Origin of the sequence: Streptomyces sp. Edi2, assembly GCF_040253635.1 — a bacterium.
Taxonomy (GTDB): domain Bacteria; phylum Actinomycetota; class Actinomycetes; order Streptomycetales; family Streptomycetaceae; genus Streptomyces.
Genome location: NZ_JBEJGX010000003.1, coordinates 4,349,736 through 4,365,300, shown reverse-complemented (window position 1 = coordinate 4,365,300; position 15,565 = coordinate 4,349,736). Strand labels below are relative to the sequence as shown.

Annotated in this window: 14 protein-coding genes; 9 read left to right on the top strand and 5 right to left on the bottom strand. The window is 74.5% G+C overall.

The genetic code is table 11. From position 1 onward, the window contains the following. The first annotated feature begins 251 nt into the window (after nt 1–251). Together ABR737_RS22610 and ABR737_RS22605 are read left to right on the top strand one after the other, a co-directional pair. Nucleotides 252–932, top strand: coding sequence for a transglycosylase family protein (locus ABR737_RS22610; RefSeq protein WP_350251925.1), 681 nt, complete (start codon nt 252–254; stop codon nt 930–932). A gap of 347 nt (nt 933–1,279) precedes the next feature. Then, the gene (locus ABR737_RS22605; RefSeq protein ID WP_350251924.1) at nt 1,280–1,657 is read left to right on the top strand and encodes a hypothetical protein; all 378 of its coding nucleotides are present in this window, start codon (nt 1,280–1,282) and stop codon (nt 1,655–1,657) included. 243 nt (nt 1,658–1,900) lie between these two features. On the opposite strand, the gene ABR737_RS22600 is transcribed toward ABR737_RS22605, so the two are convergent. Continuing rightward, a complete protein-coding gene (locus tag ABR737_RS22600) occupies nt 1,901–2,314 on the bottom strand; it encodes a hypothetical protein (protein WP_350256891.1) in 414 nt (137 codons plus the stop codon). Nucleotides 2,315–2,519: 205 nt separating this feature from the next. Further along, nucleotides 2,520–2,807 carry a hypothetical protein gene (locus ABR737_RS22595; protein ID WP_350251923.1) on the bottom strand — a complete coding sequence of 96 codons (288 nt, stop codon included), beginning with the start codon at nt 2,805–2,807 and terminating at the stop codon, nt 2,520–2,522. Between the two features lie 222 nt (nt 2,808–3,029). Here ABR737_RS22595 and ABR737_RS22590 point away from each other — a divergent pair, with 222 nt between their 5' ends. The 4 genes from ABR737_RS22590 (at nt 3,030) to mptB (ending at nt 8,422) form a co-directional block, all read left to right on the top strand. Next, nucleotides 3,030–4,208 (top strand): site-2 protease family protein, encoded by a 1,179-nt coding sequence (locus tag ABR737_RS22590; RefSeq protein WP_350251922.1) that lies wholly within the window; start codon nt 3,030–3,032, stop codon nt 4,206–4,208. A gap of 175 nt (nt 4,209–4,383) precedes the next feature. Then, nucleotides 4,384–5,124, top strand: a complete 741-nt coding sequence (locus ABR737_RS22585; RefSeq protein ID WP_350251921.1) for a PP2C family protein-serine/threonine phosphatase — start codon at nt 4,384–4,386, stop codon at nt 5,122–5,124. A 144-nt stretch (nt 5,125–5,268) separates the two neighbouring features. Beyond that, nucleotides 5,269–6,774: an alpha/beta hydrolase gene (locus ABR737_RS22580; RefSeq protein WP_350251920.1), complete on the top strand. Its 1,506-nt coding sequence runs from the start codon at nt 5,269–5,271 to the stop codon at nt 6,772–6,774. 118 nt (nt 6,775–6,892) lie between these two features. After that, nucleotides 6,893–8,422, top strand: coding sequence for a polyprenol phosphomannose-dependent alpha 1,6 mannosyltransferase MptB (gene mptB, locus ABR737_RS22575; RefSeq protein WP_350251919.1), 1,530 nt, complete (start codon nt 6,893–6,895; stop codon nt 8,420–8,422). Here the strand turns inward: mptB and ABR737_RS22570 are convergent. Together ABR737_RS22570 and ABR737_RS22565 are read right to left on the bottom strand one after the other, a co-directional pair. Beyond that, entirely contained in the window at nt 8,355–9,389 is a 1,035-nt protein-coding gene (locus ABR737_RS22570) for a lysylphosphatidylglycerol synthase domain-containing protein (RefSeq protein WP_350251918.1), read from the bottom strand. The two genes, mptB and ABR737_RS22570, sit on opposite strands and share 68 nt — an antisense overlap. Then, nucleotides 9,386–10,210 (bottom strand): PIG-L deacetylase family protein, encoded by an 825-nt coding sequence (locus tag ABR737_RS22565; RefSeq protein WP_350251917.1) that lies wholly within the window; start codon nt 10,208–10,210, stop codon nt 9,386–9,388. Before ABR737_RS22565 ends, ABR737_RS22570 begins: the two co-directional genes overlap by 4 nt. 74 nt (nt 10,211–10,284) lie before the next feature. On the opposite strand from ABR737_RS22565, the gene ABR737_RS22560 reads away from it, so the two are divergent. The 3 genes from ABR737_RS22560 to ABR737_RS22550 all read left to right on the top strand — a co-directional run bounded on the left by ABR737_RS22560 (nt 10,285) and on the right by ABR737_RS22550 (nt 13,734). Then, complete coding sequence (locus ABR737_RS22560; protein WP_350251916.1) at nt 10,285–11,403, top strand: glycosyltransferase family 4 protein; 1,119 nt, start codon at nt 10,285–10,287, stop codon at nt 11,401–11,403. Nucleotides 11,404–11,473: 70 nt separating this feature from the next. Continuing rightward, nucleotides 11,474–12,238 (top strand): class I SAM-dependent methyltransferase, encoded by a 765-nt coding sequence (locus ABR737_RS22555; RefSeq protein WP_350251915.1) that lies wholly within the window; start codon nt 11,474–11,476, stop codon nt 12,236–12,238. Nucleotides 12,239–12,426: 188 nt separating this feature from the next. Beyond that, nucleotides 12,427–13,734, top strand: a complete 1,308-nt coding sequence (locus ABR737_RS22550) for a glycosyltransferase 87 family protein (protein ID WP_350251914.1) — start codon at nt 12,427–12,429, stop codon at nt 13,732–13,734. Here ABR737_RS22550 and ABR737_RS22545 read toward each other — a convergent pair. Beyond that, entirely contained in the window at nt 13,709–15,295 is a 1,587-nt protein-coding gene (locus tag ABR737_RS22545) for a serine/threonine-protein kinase (RefSeq protein ID WP_350251913.1), read from the bottom strand. The genes ABR737_RS22550 and ABR737_RS22545 overlap by 26 nt on opposite strands. Between the last annotated feature and the right edge of the window lie 270 nt (nt 15,296–15,565).

The window sequence follows — 15,565 nt, the reverse complement described above, 5'->3', positions numbered from 1 at the left end:
TCTTGACGGCCTTGACAGGCCTTGACGAAGTGCGACCGCGCAGGAATTGCGCGGCCAAGAATCCCCGGCCACGGGGCCAAAGGGCCGTGCGAGGCGGGGGACTCGCTTTGCACCCACCCGGGTGAAACACCCGCATGTCGCACTCCCCGGACCCGCGGAAAACCATATTGCCGGGTTAGTTGGTGCGTGCCCACCGGTCGTGGCGAGTACCGCGTCACGGCGTTGCCGGAGCACAGCGGAGGATTCCCGTCATGCCGTCGCCCCTCGCCCAACGGTCCGTCGAAAGACTCCTGCCCGTGCTGCTGGTCCTGCTGGGCGTCGTGGGCCTGGCCGGTCTCACCGGCCCGGGCGCCGCGGCGGCCGGGCCGTCCTTCGGCCCGCCGGGGCCCGACTGGGAGCGCATCGCCTCCTGTGAGAGCAACGGCCGCTGGCACATCAACACCGGCAACGGCTACCACGGTGGTCTGCAGATCGATCGCGCCACCTGGCGTGCCTACGGCGGCCTCCGCTACGCCCCGCGTCCCGACCTCGCCACCCGCGCCGAGCAGATCGCCGTCGGTGAGCGCATCGCCCGGGACCGCGGTCTGTCCGCCTGGCCCAACTGCGCCGGCTCCACCAGCGGCTCCGCCGGCAGCTCCGCCCCCGCCGACCGGCAGACCTCCGCCGACCGGCAGACCTCCGCCGACCGGCCGACCGCCACGGCCGACCGGGCCCCCACGGCCGACCGGGCCCCCGCTCCGCGCGCCCACCGGGCGGCCATCGCCACCAAGGCCCGTACCTATGTGGTGCATCCCGGCGACTGCCTCTCCGTCATCGCCGAACGCGCCCATACCCGGGGCGGGACCAAGGGCCTGTACGCCCTGAACAAGCATGCGCTCGACCAGGGCCCGGACCACATCTACCCCGGGCAGCGGCTGCATCTGCGGAAGTGAGAGCGGCGCCGCGGGCGCGCCGGGGACGGTTCGGGGAACGGCCCGCCCACGACGGCACGCCCACGACGGCACGCCCACGACGGTCCGCCCACGACGGCACGCCCACGACGGTCCGCCCACGACGGTCCGCGCACCCCGCCAATGCAGCCCGTCGCCGCGGTGAGGGGAGAGGCGAGGGAGAGGCGAGAAGAGAGGCAAGGGGGAGGGGCGCGGGGAGAGCCGTCACGGTGAATCCACTGCTCAGTCAGAGTGAATGCGCGGGACGGGCCGTTGCTCAGGCTTGGCGGATGGGAGAAGGCCCGATAGCAAGACCGCGGGTACCCAACCGCGAGGTGCAGGAGCACACAGTGAAGAACATGGCACGCATCAATTTCGTGATCGCAGGAGCTTGCGGTCTGCTCCTGGCGGCCGGGGCGTCGCCCGCCCAGGCATGGGACGGGGGGCCGTACGGCCTCGACGGGGTGTGGAACAGCGACACCGTGGCGAGCTTCCACGCCGGCTTCAGCTGCCGGAACCGGGCAAGGGTCTGCATCAACGGCCCGCTGAACAGCGGAAACGTCAGCAACTCGCAGAACGTCCACCTGTCCGGCAACAGCAGCAACAGCGGCAGCCCGACCAACGTCAACGGCAACACCAACGACGACGCCGGCGGCACGACCGGAGCCGAGAACAAGACCAGCAACGACATCCAGCACATCGGCCGCGGCGGCCACCAGCAGCTGTGACCCGAGCCTGACCCGGCTCTGATCCGCCCCTCCGGCCCCGGCTCGTCCGGGGCCGGAGGTGTGTGCGGCGGTTGTACGGCGGTGTGTCCGGTGGTGCGTACGGAGATGTGTGCGGCGGCGCTCCCTTCCCGGGCCGCCGCGCCGGGCCCGGACATGACGATCGCCCGGCGGATGGTCCGCCGGGCGATCGATGGACGGCGCGCGGGCCGTGGCCGCAGTCGTCCTCAGGAGGTCATGGCTCGCTCAGTGATGGCCCGCTCCGTGCAGGAAGCCTCCGAGGATGCGCTGGATGTTGTTGTTGCTGCCCGCCGACGCACCGGTGGCGGAGTTCGCGCTGTTGGTGGACCCGTTGGTGTTGTGGATATTGCCGCTGTTGTTGGGGTTGCCGTGGTTGAGGAAGTTGCCGCTGTTGAGGCTGTTGCCGCTGTGCACCGGCCCGTTGATGCAGGGGTGCGGGGACTTGACCGCCGGGGACTTGTAGTTGAAGTCCGCGAGGCGGTTGTTGCAGACCACCCCGGAGACCATGCCGGTCACGGTGCCGAGATCGGCGCCTGCCACGGCCGAGAGCAGGGACTCGCCCGGAATGGTCTGCGCATGGGCCATCCCGCTGCCGAACAGCACCAGCCCGCACGCCCCGACGATACTTCCCGCCTGCACAATTCTTCTCACGTCGCTCCTCGCCGATTCGTCCTTCTGATGCCAGACGTATCGTGCTGCCGTTGCTGTCCTGCAGCCTCGTTCAACCCGCGGGGAGCAAAACGCTCGTCGGCCACAATCAGCCGGGTGGCCCAACAATTCACGAGCGTTTCCGGTGAGGCGAAGGCATGTGCGCGGGCCCGGCGAGGGCCGTGCCGTCGGCCCCCTACAGCACCAGCCGCTCCGGCATGGGCTGCTCCACACCGTCCAGCTCCAGCGTGCAGCGGGGCATGGAGGGGACCAGGTGCGGCTGGCGCAGCAGGATCCGGAAGGGGTGGGCGGGCTCTTCGGGGAGTTCGCCGGTCAGCACGTTCATGCCGGCGCTGTGGTCCTTCTGGTACGCGACCACCTTGCCGTCGACCAGCAGCTCGATCTCCCCGGCCCGGCCGGGCCCGACATTCACGGTGATCGAGTGATCGCCCTGGTCCAGGTGGAAGTGGTGGCGGTGTCCCATGACGCACCTCCGGCGAATCGGTCCGTACCACCAGCGTGCCACCCCTGCGACCGGCAGGCCTTTCGTGCCGCTTGCGTACCTCCTGCGAACCTCCTCGCTCGCACCCCCTGAGCAGGTGGTGCGAGCGACAATGGTGGTGGGCGCCGGATCGGCCGGTTCACGGAGTGCGGGCCGTCACGGCCTGCTCCCGGTGACCGGGCGCCGGGCCGGCAGGAGACGACGATGAACGGTTCGGTGCGTGTCGGACAGGTGGTCGGGGTGCCGCTGCGCATGCACTGGAGCGTGCCGCTGCTGGTGGGCCTGTTCGCGTACGGACTCGGCCACCAGGGCCTTCCCGTCTGGACGCCGGGCCGTTCGGATGCCGTCTACGCCCTGGCCGGTGTCATCGGGGCCGTACTGCTCATGGGCAGCCTGCTGCTGCACGAGACGGCCCATGCGGCGACCGCGCTGCGGAAGAAGATCTCCGTCCAGGACGTGACGCTGTGGGCGCTGGGCGGTACGACCCGGATGGGGCGGCCGCAGTCCGCCGCGGCGGCCTTCGCGGTGGCCGTCAGCGGGCCGCTCACCAGCCTGGTCATCGGCGGCATCGCGCTCGGGGCCGGGTTCGGGCTGCACGGGCTGTCCGGCTGGGCGGTGCCCTCCGTCGTCCTGGCGTGGCTGGGCTGGGCGAACCTCTTCCTGGGCGTGTTCAATCTGCTGCCCGCGGTGCCGCTGGACGGCGGGCGGGTGGTGCAGGCGGTGCTGTGGTGGCGTACCGGGGACCGGGACCGGGCGGATCTGGCGGCGTCCCGGGGCGGCCAGATCATGGGGCTGCTGCTGGTGGCCGCCGGCTGGATCTCCGTGTTGCGCGGGGCACCGGGCGGGCTGTGGATCGTCTTCATCGGCCTCTTCGTCATGGTTGTCGCCGGGGCGGAGCGGCGCCGCGCCGCCCTGCACACCGCGCTGCGGGGGATGCGGGTCGCCGAGGCCATGACCAGTCCGGTGGCGACCGGTGCGGACTGGCTGACCGTCCAGCGCTTCATCGACGAGGTGGTCGTGCACTCCCGCCATTCCGTGCTGCCGCTGCTCGACTTCGACGGCCGTCCCAGCGGCATCGTGCAGATCCGCCGGCTCGCGGCGGTGCCAGGACCGAGCCGGGAGACGGTACGGGTACGCGAGGCGGCGACCCCGCTGTCCCAGTGCGCGGTCGCCGCTCCGGACGATCTGCTCAGTGACGCGCTGGAGAAAATCAGCCTGCGTACCGGCGCGCGCCTTCTCGTCGTGGACGCCGGGCACCTGGTGGGGATCGTCACCGGGAAGGACATCGCCCGGATGATGCAGCGCACCACCCTGAGCGGCAGGCGGCCCGGCGGACAGACGGGTGGAGAGACCGGCGGGCAGACGGGTGGACAGACGGGCTGACAGACCGGCGACCGGACGCTGAGCGGACCGCTGACCGGACGCCCCGCCCGCCGTCGATGCCGTGTTGATGCCGTCAACGGGCGCGGGCGCCCGGCCGGTGGCCACAATGGGGGTACGGCACGCCACGGGGGACGACGGAACTGCCGTAGTGGAGCACCCGAGCCGGGACACGCCCATGCCTTACCTCACCGTGACCGCCCTGAGCCACACCGGGCTGATCCGCGAGCACAACGAGGACAGCCTGGTGGCCGGCCCCTGGACGCTCTGCGGCACAGTGACCGAGAACCCGCAGACGCTGGTGTTCCCGCTCGGCACCCCGCTGGTCGTCGCGGTCGCCGACGGTATCGGCGGGCAGCCGGCCGGTGAGGTGGCCAGCGCCCTGGTCGTCCGGCACCTGGCCGCGCTCGGACCGTCACTGGACACCGAGGACGCGGTCCGTGACGTCCTGGACCTCTGCAACCGTGCGGTGTACGGGGCCGCGGAGCGGGACCCGGAACTGACCACCATGGGCACCACCGTCGCCGGCGCGGTCGTCGGGGAGGAGTCCGTGGTGGTGTTCAACGTCGGTGACAGCCGGGTGTTCGAGGCGACCGGCGAGGACCTGCGCCAGGTGAGCGTGGACGACAGCCCACCGCTGCCACCAGGGCGGCGCACCACCTCGCTCGTCACCCAGGCGCTCGGCGGCGCCCGGGAGTTCAGCGCCGTCGTCCCGCACCTCACGACCGTGCCGCTGTCCGTGGGCGACCGCTATCTGGTGTGCAGCGACGGGCTGACCGACCCGGTCCCCGAGGAGGACGTCGGCGGCCTGCTGCGGCTCCACTCCGGCGGCCGGGCCGCCTTCGAGCTGTGGAAGGCCGCCATCGAGGCGGGCGGGCCCGACAACATCACGCTGGCGCTGATCACCATCGGGGAGTGAGACGGGCCGGGGCGCCATCGGTCCGGGGCGGCACCGGCGAAACCCGTCCGAGGTGCGTACGACGGCCCGCTCTCGGGATAACCCCAGCACGGTGCTCCCGGCAGCCGGATGGGCACCGGCCCGCCGCTCAACGAGCCTTGCGCCATGACGACTTACGCCCGCCGCACCCTTCTGCTCACGCTCTCCGCCGCAGCCGTCGCCGGCACCCTGGCCGCGGCCTCCCCGGCAGCCCGCGCCCAGGCCCCCGGCGCTTCGGGGCCCGCCCTCGCCTGGGGGCCGTGCGCCGATCCCGGCCTTCCCCGGCAGGAGTGCGCCGAACTGCCCGTACCGCTCGACTACCGCGACCCGGACGGGCCGCAGCTCACCCTCGCCGTGTCCCGGGTGCGCAGCGACCGGCCCGCGGCCCGCCGGGGCACGCTGCTGGTGATCCCCGGCGGGCCGGGCGGATCCGGGGTGGCGCGGCTGGTGGCGAAGGGGAAGGCGCTGGAGAAGGAGATGGCCGGGGCCTACGACCTCGTCAGCTTCGATCCGCGAGGAACGGGCGGCAGTCCGAAGGCGGGCTGCGGACTCGACGCCGGCGACCGGCAGCTGGTCACCCAGCGGTCCTGGCCGGGCCCGGACGGCGGGATCACGGAGAACATCGCCCGGTCCCGGCGGATCGCCGAGGCGTGCGCCCGTCACGGCGGTGCCGTGCTGAGCAGCATGTCCACCGCGAACGAGGTGCGCGATATCGACCGCCTCCGCCGGGCCCTGGGCGAGGAGAAACTGTCGGCCTGGGGAGCCTCGTACGGGACCTATGCCGGGGCGGTGTACGCGCAGAAGTATCCGCAGCACACCGACCGCTGGGTGCTGGACAGCAACGACGACCCCGACCCGTCCCGGGTGGGGCGGGGCTGGTTGGCGAACATGGCCGTGGGCGCGGAGGACCGGTTCCCCGACTTCGCGGCCTGGGCGGCCGACCCGGCCCGGGAGGGCGAGGGGCTGCGACTGGCCGAACACCCCGGGGACGTGCGGCCGTTAATGCTCGCGCTGGCGGCGAAGCTGGACCGGGCGCCGAAGGAGTCCGGCACGAAGGGCATCCCGCTGACCGGCAACCTGCTGCGCCAGGCGCTGCAGAACGCCCTGCAGAGCGATGACCACTTCCCCTCGTTCGCGCGGCTCGTCCGGCAGGCCCAGGACCCGGCCGCCCGGCCGGTGCTGCCCGATGCCCTCGCCGGGCCACTGCCGGACGACCAGGCCGCGGTGATGATGGCCACCGTCTGCAACGACGTGCGCTGGCCGGCGTCGGTCGCTGCATACCGGCGCGCGGCGGCCGTCGACCGCGCCCGGCACCCGCTCACGGCCGGGATGCCGGCGAACGTCACGCCCTGCGCCTTCTGGAAGGACGCGCCGGTACAGAAGCCCACGCGGATCACCGCCGACGGCCCGTCCAACATCCTGATGCTGCAGAACCGCCGGGACCCCTACAGCCCGTACGCCGGTGCCCTGAAGTTGCGTCAGGCTCTGGGCGACCGCGCCCGCATGGTCACCCTGGACCACGGCGGCCACGAGGCCTACCTGGGCAACGGCACCGCCTGCGGGGACCGGGCGGTCACCGCCTTCCTGACGACGGGGCGGCGCCCGGAGCGGGATGCGTACTGCGCCGACTGAGCCGGTGCCGGGGGTGTCTCCCCTGAGAGACACCCCCGGGGAGACACCTCTGGCGCGGACGGGCGACATGGCTGCCGGCGTGCGCCGTGCCGGGCGGTGCCGCGTCTAGGTTGGCCGGATGAGCGCGGCAGGGAGCACCGTCCGGGCAGAAGTGCTCCTGGGCACGCTGGGGTCCGTGTTGCTGGGCGCCGGCGGATGGGGGTCCGGTGCGCTGCCGGGGGGTGTTCCTGACGGGGTGTGGGGGCGGCCCGGCGCGCCGCTGCAGTGTGTGGGCGTCGCCGTGTCGTACGCGGGGCTGGTGCTGCTGCTCGTCGCGTGGTGGCGGCTGGGGCGGCGGGTCGCGGACGGGACGTCCTGCGGGTGGCGGCCGCTGCGCAGGGCGCTGTGGTGCTGGGCGCTGCCGCTGCTGCCGGGACCGTTGCTGGGCAGCAGCGACGCCTACAGCTACCTCGCCCAGGGCGCGCTGGCGGGCCGCGGACGCGATGTGTACGCGCTGGGCCCGGGGGCGCTCGGCGGGCCGCTCGCGGCGAACGTCCCCGGAATGTGGCACGACACCCCGGCCCCGTACGGACCGCTGTCCGTCGCCGCGGCGCGGGCCGTGGTGGCAGTCACCGGGGAACATCATGTGGTGGCCGCGGCCCTGGGGCTGCGGCTGGTGGCGGTGGCCGGGCTGGCCCTGCTGGTGTGGGCCCTGCGGCGGTTGGCGGAGGCGTCGGGCTCCGGTGTGGGAGGTGCGGCGGGTTCGCTGGGTGCGGCAGGTGCGGCAGGTGCGGCAGGTGCTGCCGGTTCGCTGGGCGCGGCCGGCGCGCTGTGGGCCGGTGCGCTCAACCCGCTGGTGCTGCTCCACCTGGTCGGCGGGGCGCACAACGAGGCGCTGATGCTGGGGCTGATGGCGGCCGGGCTGCTGGCGTTCCGTCAGGGGCGCTGGGCCGTGGGGAGCGTCGTCCTGACCGCGGCGGTGCTCGTGAAGGCCCCCGCCGTGGTGGCCCTGCTGTGCGCGGCGGCGGTGACCGTGGCGGGGCGGGACGGCGGGTGGCGGCGGGCGCGGCGGACGGCGGGGATCGCCGGGGTGGCCGCGGTCGCCCTGATGGCGGGAGTGGCGGGGTGCGGCCAGGGGTGGGGGTGGCTGTGGACCCTCCGTACGCCCGCCGAGGTGCACACCCTGCTGTCCCCGAGCACGGACACCGGCCATCTGCTGGGCTGGGCCGCGCAGGGGCTGGGGTGGGGCACCGCGGCCGGTGCGATGACGGCCGCGCGGCTGGCCGGGCTGCTGGTGGGCCTGGGGGCGGTGGGCTACTGGGTGCGGTGCGCCCCGAACGTCGGCGCCGAGCGGGCGACGGGGGCGGCGCTGTTGGTGCTGGTCGCCGCCGCTCCCGTGGTGCAGCCCTGGTACGCGCTGTGGGCGGTGGTGCCGCTGGCGGCGGTGTCCTGGCGGCGGCTGGCGGGGCGCGGCGCCAGGGCGGCGACGGTGGGGCTGACGCTGGTGGTGATGCCCTCGGGGCAGGGGCCCAGCTGGGCGAGCGGGCTCGCGGCCGCCGCCGGGGGAGCGGTGGCCCTGGCGGCGGTGCTGCGGTGGGCGCCTAAGGCGCGGCCGGTGCCGGTGCCGGACGCCGTCGTCCCCCGCGCAGCAGCCACCACGCGCCGGTGAGCGCGCCGAGCGGAATCTCCAGCAGATGCGTGAAAGTGGCGAACAGCAGCATGGCCGAGGCCACGGCCGCGGGGACGCCGCCGAGGGCGACCAGCGCGACGGCGGCGGCGCACTCGGTGACGCCGATGCCGCCGGGGGTGACCGCGATCTGGGTCAGCAGCCGGCTGGCCGCGAACACCGCCAGCGCCTCGCCCACTCCCGTACGGGAGCCCGCCGCCTGCAGACAGGCCAGGAACAGCGCGCCCTGGGCCGCGAGGGTGGCGGCCATGCCGCACACCAGCCGCGCCCAGGAGCGGCGGACGACGTCCCGGCTCTCGTCGCGCAGCCGCACCGCGAGCTCCCGGGCGCGCAGGGCGAGGGGCCGCAGCGCTCCGCCCGGCGCCGCCCGCCGGCGGGCGGCGGGTGCCCGGCGGCAGCGGCGCAGCACCGGCCACCCGGCCGCGAGGGCCACCGGCAGGGCGAGGACCACGCCGCCCGCGGCCGCCGCCCAGCCGATGCCGGGTACGGGGGTCCCGGCCAGCAGCAGTGCGCCCACCGCCGACAGCACCAGCCGCGCGGCCACGTTGCACACCCCGGTGAGCGCGACGCACACGGCCACGGCGTGCGGCGGATGCCCCCAGCGGCGCGTCATGGCGTAGGTGACCGCGACGCCCGCACCGCCGCCGAGCGGCAGCAGATTGCTCACCGCGCTGCCGGTGCAGTGCACCAGCAGGGCCTGGCGCAGTGTCAGTCCTGGAAGCGCGGCGCCGAGTACGTAGGTGTAGCTCCACATCGCGGCACCCGCCAGGGCGCACAGCAGCGCCACCTGCGGGCCGCTGATGTGCCCGAGGTGGCCCCGGACGGCGGCCCAGTCCGTTCCCGCCGCCCTCGGCACGGCCAGGGCCAGCAGGACGAGGCCGGTGGCGGAGGAGAGCAGGCCCAGCAGCCGCAGGGCGGACTTCGGCAGCCGCGCGGTGAGCGCTGTCATCGGCCGCGTGCCGTAGCCGCGGCGCCCGGCAGCGTGGCCAGCGGATCGCGCAGTACGGGGCCCGCGGGCAGCCCGCGCTGGATGAACCACTCGGTCCCCAGCACCTGGCGGAAGGCCGGTCCCGGCAGGCGGCCCAGGGCGGCCAGGGTGCGTTCGGAGTCGCCGCCCCTGGCCTGGCTGAGGTGCGCGGACATGCTGGCGCGCTTGGCCCGCCAGTGCCGTTTGACCGGTACCCGGTGGGTGATCTCGGAGCGTGCGCCGTAGGCCTGCCGGAAGGATTCCCGGTCGAACTCCGGCGGGAAGCGGTGGACCCAGGAGGCCGCGCGCAGTCCGCGCAGCAGGAGGGTGCGGTCGACGGTGGCCTCCAGCACCACCGGGGTGCCCGCCAGGCGGGCGGCGCGGTAGCCGACCCGGTGGACCTGGACGTGATCCGGGTGGCCGTAGCCGCCGGCCGGGTCGTAGACCGTCAGCAGGTCGGCGCGCTCCTCGGTGAGCAGCGCGGCCAGCCGGCCGGCCGCCTCCTCGACCTCCGCCGACGCGAACGGCCGGGCGCCGCCGCGGGCCGGGGCCGGGCCGGGCGTGTGCCCGGAGTCGGCGTAGCCGAGGAAGGCGACCCGGGAGCAGCCCAGGATCCGGGCGGAGGCGTGCGCCTCCTCGCGGCGGACCTCGCCCAGGCCGCGGTCCCGCAAGGACTTGGGTGCCAGGCCGCGCTCGCCCGCCGTGGCCAGCACCAGCACCACGCGGTGTCCTTCACCGGCCAGGCGCGCCATGGTGCCGGCGGTCAGCAGCGCCTCGTCGTCCGGATGCGCATGAAAGAACAAGCACGTATGTCTCACGAACCATGCTTTACCACCCCATACTGGGGGACTTCACGCCCCATTTCGGAAGTGCAGCCATGATCCTTCACATTTCAGACTGCTTTGCGCCGCGGACCGGAGGTATCGAGATCCAGGTCGCCGCGCTGGCCGCTGCGCAGCACCGGGCGGGCCAGGCCGCCGAGGTCGTCACCGCGACGCCCGCCGGGCCGGGGGCGGATACGGCCTCGTGGCCGTACCCCGTGCACAGGATCAGCGCGCGGCTGCCCGGTCAGCTGCCCGTTCACCCCAGAGCGGGACACGCCATCGACCGGCTGTTGACGGCACGTCACCCGCGGGTGGTGCATGTGCACCTCGGCGCGGCCTCCCCGTTCGCCTGGGCCGCGCTGGCCTGCGCCCGCCGCCGGGGCATCCCCGCCGTGGCCACCGTCCACAGCATGTGGGACCCGGTGGTACGCGCCCTGTACCGGCTGCTGAGCCGGACCGGGCACGGCCCCACCGCTCCGGTGGCGGTGACGACCGTGAGCAGGTCGGCCGCCCGGCTGATCCGGCAGGCCCTTCCGGACGTCAGTCCCCGGGTCATCCCCAACGGCATCGACGCCGCGTGGTGGCGCAGCCCGGGAGCCGCGGTCGAGCGCCAGGACGGGCGGGTGCATGTCGTCGCCGTCGGCCGGCTCGTCCCGCGCAAGGAGCCGATGGAGCTGCTGGCGGCGCTGCACTCCGCCCATGCGCGGATGTCCCGGCGGGGCACCGCCCTGCGTGCCACGTTCGCCGGCGCCGGGCCGAGCGTGCGCCCGATAGAGCGCTATCTGCGCCGCAACGGGATGGACAGCTGGATCCGCCTCGCGGGCCGGCTGCAGCCCGGGGAGGTAAGGGAGTTGCTGGCCGGGGCGGATCTGTTCGTCAACCCCTCCCGCCGGGAGTCCTTCGGGATCGCGGCCCTGGAGGCGCGCACCAGCGGCCTGCCGGTCCTGGCCAGGGCGCACACCGGCGTCGCCGACTTCGTGCGGCACAACCGTGAGGGGGCCCTGTGCGGCCACTCGGCCTTCGCCCTGGCCGACGAGGTGCTGTGGCTGGCCCGTACCCCCGGGGCACGGCGCACCCTGGCCGCCCACAACTGGGAGACCGAGCCGGTGCACTGCACCTGGCCCGTGGTCACCGAAGCGTTCGCCCACGCCTACGACGACGTCACCCGCTGACGCCCCGTCATACCGCATACGTCCGGCGGCCTCCCGGAAGCGTGGCCACCGCAACGGCCGGAAGGTTCTCATGCACCGCCTCCTCGACCGCGCGCACCGCGCCCTCTTCGCCGCGCTCTCCCTCCTCGGCCTCCGCGGCCAGGGACGGGTCCTGCACTGGTACTTCGACTGGTGGCACCGGCGTCCTGACCCGTGGGGCCTGGCCGTGGACGACTACGAGCAGTTCAAGTACGCCACGACCCTGCGGCAGCTCCCCCGGCGCCCTTACCGGCGGATCCTGGACGTCGGGTGCAGCGAGGGCGCCTTCACCCACCGTCTCGCGGCGGCGTTTCCGCAGGCGGAGATCACCGGCGTGGACATCTCGGAGCGGGCGCTCGCCCGGGCCCGTGCCTCCGCGGCCTTCCGTGCCTCCGCGGCCGGCCGCCCCGCGCCCGCGCTTGGCAGCGCCGTCCCCGCTCCCGGGTTCGAGCGGCCTCCCCGGTTCGAGCGGCTGAACATCCTCACCACCGCGCCGCCGGAGGACCGCTTCGACCTCGTCTTCTGCGCCGAGCTGCTGTACTACCTGGGCCGGCACCGGCATCTGCGGCGGGCCTGCGCCCATCTGACCCGGGCGGTGGCGCCCGGTGGACTGCTGGTCCTGGTGCACCCCTGGCCGGAGTCCCGCAGGTTCTGTGCGTACTTCGAGGCCGCCGCCGGGTTCCGCTGTGTGGCCGAGCAGGTGGAGCCGGATTCCTTCCGCCCGTTCGCCGTCAGCATCTACGAGGCCCCGGCCGCCGCCCGGCCCGGCGAACCGAGGACCCTGAGCCCCGGTGCGGAGCAGGGCCGGGGCGAGTGAGCCCCGCGGCGCACGTCCCGGCGGCCGGGCCTCCGGACGGTGGTCCTCCGGGTGGTGGTCCTGCGGGCGGCGGCTCTGTGGGCCGCGGTTCTGCGGGCAGTCCTCCCGACGGTGGTCCTCCGGGAACGCGGCCGGGCCGCCGACGCATTGAGGCGGCGCGCCGCGTCCTGGCTCACCGCCCGGGCACCGTGCTGCTCCTCGCCGCCACGGCGATGCTGCTGCTGGTGTGGATCCCGGCCTGCCTGCGCGTCGGCATGGTGGATCTACGGGTCTACCGGACCGCGGCCCCGCACCTGCTCAGCGGCGATCTGTACGCCTTCCGCCTGGATCTGCCCGGCCCCGACCTGTTCCCGCTGCCGTTCACCTATCCGCCCTTCGCCGCGCTGCTCTTCCTCCCGCTCTCCTGGCCGCCGTGGCCGCTGGTGAGTGCCGTCTGGACCGCGGCCTCGGTCCTGGCGCTCTGCGTCCTGGTCCACTGCTGCCTGCGGATGGCCGACCCGGCGGCGGAGCCCGGGCGGCACCGCCGGCGGGTACTGCTGTGGAGCGCCGCCCTGCTGTGGACCGAGCCGGTCGCGGTCACCCTCGCGCTCGGGCAGGTCAACCTGCTGCTGGCGGCGGGCGTCGGGTACGCGGTCGAGCGGCGCTCGGCGGCCGCGGCCGGGCTCGGCGTGGGCCTCGCCGCCGGGGTGAAGCTGGTCCCGGCCGTCACCGGCCTCTACTTCCTGGTGCACCGGCGCTGGTCGGCGGCGTGCTGGTCGGCCGCGGCGGCCGCCGCCACCGTCGCGGCCGGGTGGTGGGCGGCGCCCCGGTCAGCGGCCGGCTTCTGGCTGCACGCGGTCGGCGACGCCGCACGGGTCGGCCCGGTCGGCTCGGTGCTCAACCAGTCGGTGCGCGGGGCGCTGTCCCGCACCCTCGGCCACGACGCCGGCTGGTCCGCCCCCTGGTGGGCGTGCGCCGTCCCGGCGGCCCTGCTGGCGCTGACGGCCGTGGTGCGCGCCGTCCGCCGCACCGATCCCCTCGGTGCACTGCTCGCCGTCCAGCTCCTCGGCCTGCTGATCAGCCCCATCTCGTGGTGCCATCACTGGGTCTGGGCCGTCGCGGCCGTCCTGTGGCTGACCCACGCGCCGCACCGGACCCGGGCCCACACCGCGGCCCTGACCGCCTGGTGCCTCGCCCTCGCCGGATTCCTCATCCACTGGCTGGCACTGGTCCAGCCGGACATCTGGCACTTCGGCCGCCCCTGGTACCTCGCCGCACTCGGCTGGGGCTATCCGGCCTGCGCCGTACTCACCCTCGCCGCGCTGCTGCTGCCCGTCACCGGGAAGCCAACGGGCCGGCTCCGGGGCTCGCGGCGCGCTCGCTCCCTCTTCTCGGCCGCGGCGTCCGGGCCGAGGGCGTCCGGGGCGACGGCGCCCGAGGTCGGGGCGTCCCCGTCCGGGGCGTCCGGAGCCTGGGCCCAGGGGGTCTCCCCTAGGCGTCGAGATGGATCCCGTTGACGGCGGTGTCGAAGACCGGCCGGTAGGTGTTCCACCGGGCGTCCGGCGCGGAAAGGTAGATCACGTACTGGGTGCCGTCGGCGCCGCTGAACGCCAGCTCCACCGCCCGGTACTTCCGTTTCCTGCCCTCGAAGGTGAACTCCCAGTACCCCGCGGGCCGTCCGCGGAAGGTCGTGGGGTCCATCCGCACCCGCTCGTAGCCCGGGTTGTCCCGGCGGGTCTGGGCCTCTTCGGTCTGCTGCCAGTGCCGCAGCGGATCGGACCCCGCGAACTGGACGATGTTGATCCGCAGCCCCACCAGCTCGGAGGGGTCCACATAGGCGACTTCACCGCCGGGCGGATCCTTGCGGGTCCAGCCGTCCCGTACGGGCAGGGAGAAGCCCTGGCCCTCCTTCTTGAGGTGGTATCCGGCGGGGGCCGGGGAGGGCCCGGGCTCCGCCGGGCGGCCGGCGGACGCGGCACCGGACGGGCGGCTGCCCGACGCATCGGCACCGCCCCACGGCCACGCCAGGATCCCGCCGGTCACGGAGGCGGCGACCGCCACGCCCGCGGTGAACCGCAGCGCCGCACGGCGCTTCCGGTTGCCTCCTTGCCCCGGGGCTGTCGTGGCCACGGCGGACGGCGCCCGCGTGGGCAGGGAGTCGAGGGCGGTGCGTGTGCCGGAGGTGTCACCCAAGGCGCCCGTCCCGGGGGACGTGGCTCCGGCGGCCTGGACCGGGGTGCGCGTCCCGGGGGACGTGGCCTCGGCGGCCTCGCCCAGGAGGCGTTCGGCCTCGTGGGCGTCCATGCGCTGCCCGGGGTCCTTCCGGAGCAGGCTCTCGATCACGGGTGCCAGCTCCCCGGCGTTGCGCGGGGCGTCGTACTCGTCCGTGGCGATGGCGTACGCCGTCTCGATCGCGGTGTCCCGGAGGAACGGCGGCCGGCCCTCGACCGCCTGGTACAGCGTTGCGCCGAGGGACCACAGATCGCTGGCGGGTCCCGGCTCGGCGATCGTGCTCCGGAGGCGTTCCGGCGCCAGGTACTGGATCGACCCCACCAGCTCGCCGGTCCTGGTCAGTGAGGGCGTGCCGGACTGCACCGCGATCCCGAAGTCGGTGAGGACGATGCGCCCGTCCTTCCCGAGCAGCACATTGGCGGGCTTGACGTCCCGGTGCAGCACCCCGGCGTCGTGCGCGGCGCGCAGCGCGCCGGCCATACCGCAGCCGATCCGGGCCGCCTGGTCCGGCGCCAGCGCACCGTGCCGTTTGACGAGGTCGCCCAGGGTGTCCGAGGGGATGTACTCCATGACGATGCACGGCAGACCCTCGTCGTCGACGACGTCGTGCACCACGATCACATGGGGGTGGGTGATCCGGGCGGCGGTGCGGGCCTCGCGGCGGGTGCGCTCGTGAAGCCTCTGGATCTCGTCGTCGTCCAGATGCGGCGGGACGAACAGCTTCTTCACGGCGACATGACGGCCGAGCAATTCGTCCTCGGCCCGCCATACCGTGCCCATACCGCCGCGGCCGACCCGCTCCAGGAGCCGGTACCGGTCGGCTATGAGCCGTCCCCGATCGGACACCGCGAGATCGTCTCCTTCGCACGGCTGAACAGATTGCGGGAGCACCTTAGCCCGAGCGGTCGGGCAGCCGTGAGGGCGGCGTTCTCCGGATCTTGGCACGGCGCGGCCGGGGCAGCGGGGGCGGACTTGTGGCCGGCCCGGGCCTCGTACCGGCCTCGTCCGGGCAGGTGCGGCAACTGCCGCCGCGGTGCCGCGCGTTCGGACGGGCCGGCGGCGGGGCGGTTGCCTGCCGGGTTCCGGTCCCGTTCCGGTCCCGTTCCGGTCCGTTCC

Excerpts from the sequence above, each read along its gene's own strand:
- ABR737_RS22610 (WP_350251925.1), top strand. The coding sequence starts at position 252 with ATGCCGTCGCCCCTCGCCCAACGGTCCGTCGAAAGACTCCTGCCCGTG.
- ABR737_RS22595 (WP_350251923.1), bottom strand. The coding sequence starts at position 2,807 with ATGGGACACCGCCACCACTTCCACCTGGACCAGGGCGATCACTCGATC.
- ABR737_RS22590 (WP_350251922.1), top strand. The coding sequence starts at position 3,030 with ATGAACGGTTCGGTGCGTGTCGGACAGGTGGTCGGGGTGCCGCTGCGC.
- ABR737_RS22585 (WP_350251921.1), top strand. The coding sequence starts at position 4,384 with ATGCCTTACCTCACCGTGACCGCCCTGAGCCACACCGGGCTGATCCGC.
- ABR737_RS22580 (WP_350251920.1), top strand. The coding sequence starts at position 5,269 with ATGACGACTTACGCCCGCCGCACCCTTCTGCTCACGCTCTCCGCCGCA.
- mptB (WP_350251919.1), top strand. The coding sequence starts at position 6,893 with ATGAGCGCGGCAGGGAGCACCGTCCGGGCAGAAGTGCTCCTGGGCACG.
- ABR737_RS22570 (WP_350251918.1), bottom strand. The coding sequence starts at position 9,389 with ATGACAGCGCTCACCGCGCGGCTGCCGAAGTCCGCCCTGCGGCTGCTG.
- ABR737_RS22560 (WP_350251916.1), top strand. The coding sequence starts at position 10,285 with ATGATCCTTCACATTTCAGACTGCTTTGCGCCGCGGACCGGAGGTATC.
- ABR737_RS22555 (WP_350251915.1), top strand. The coding sequence starts at position 11,474 with ATGCACCGCCTCCTCGACCGCGCGCACCGCGCCCTCTTCGCCGCGCTC.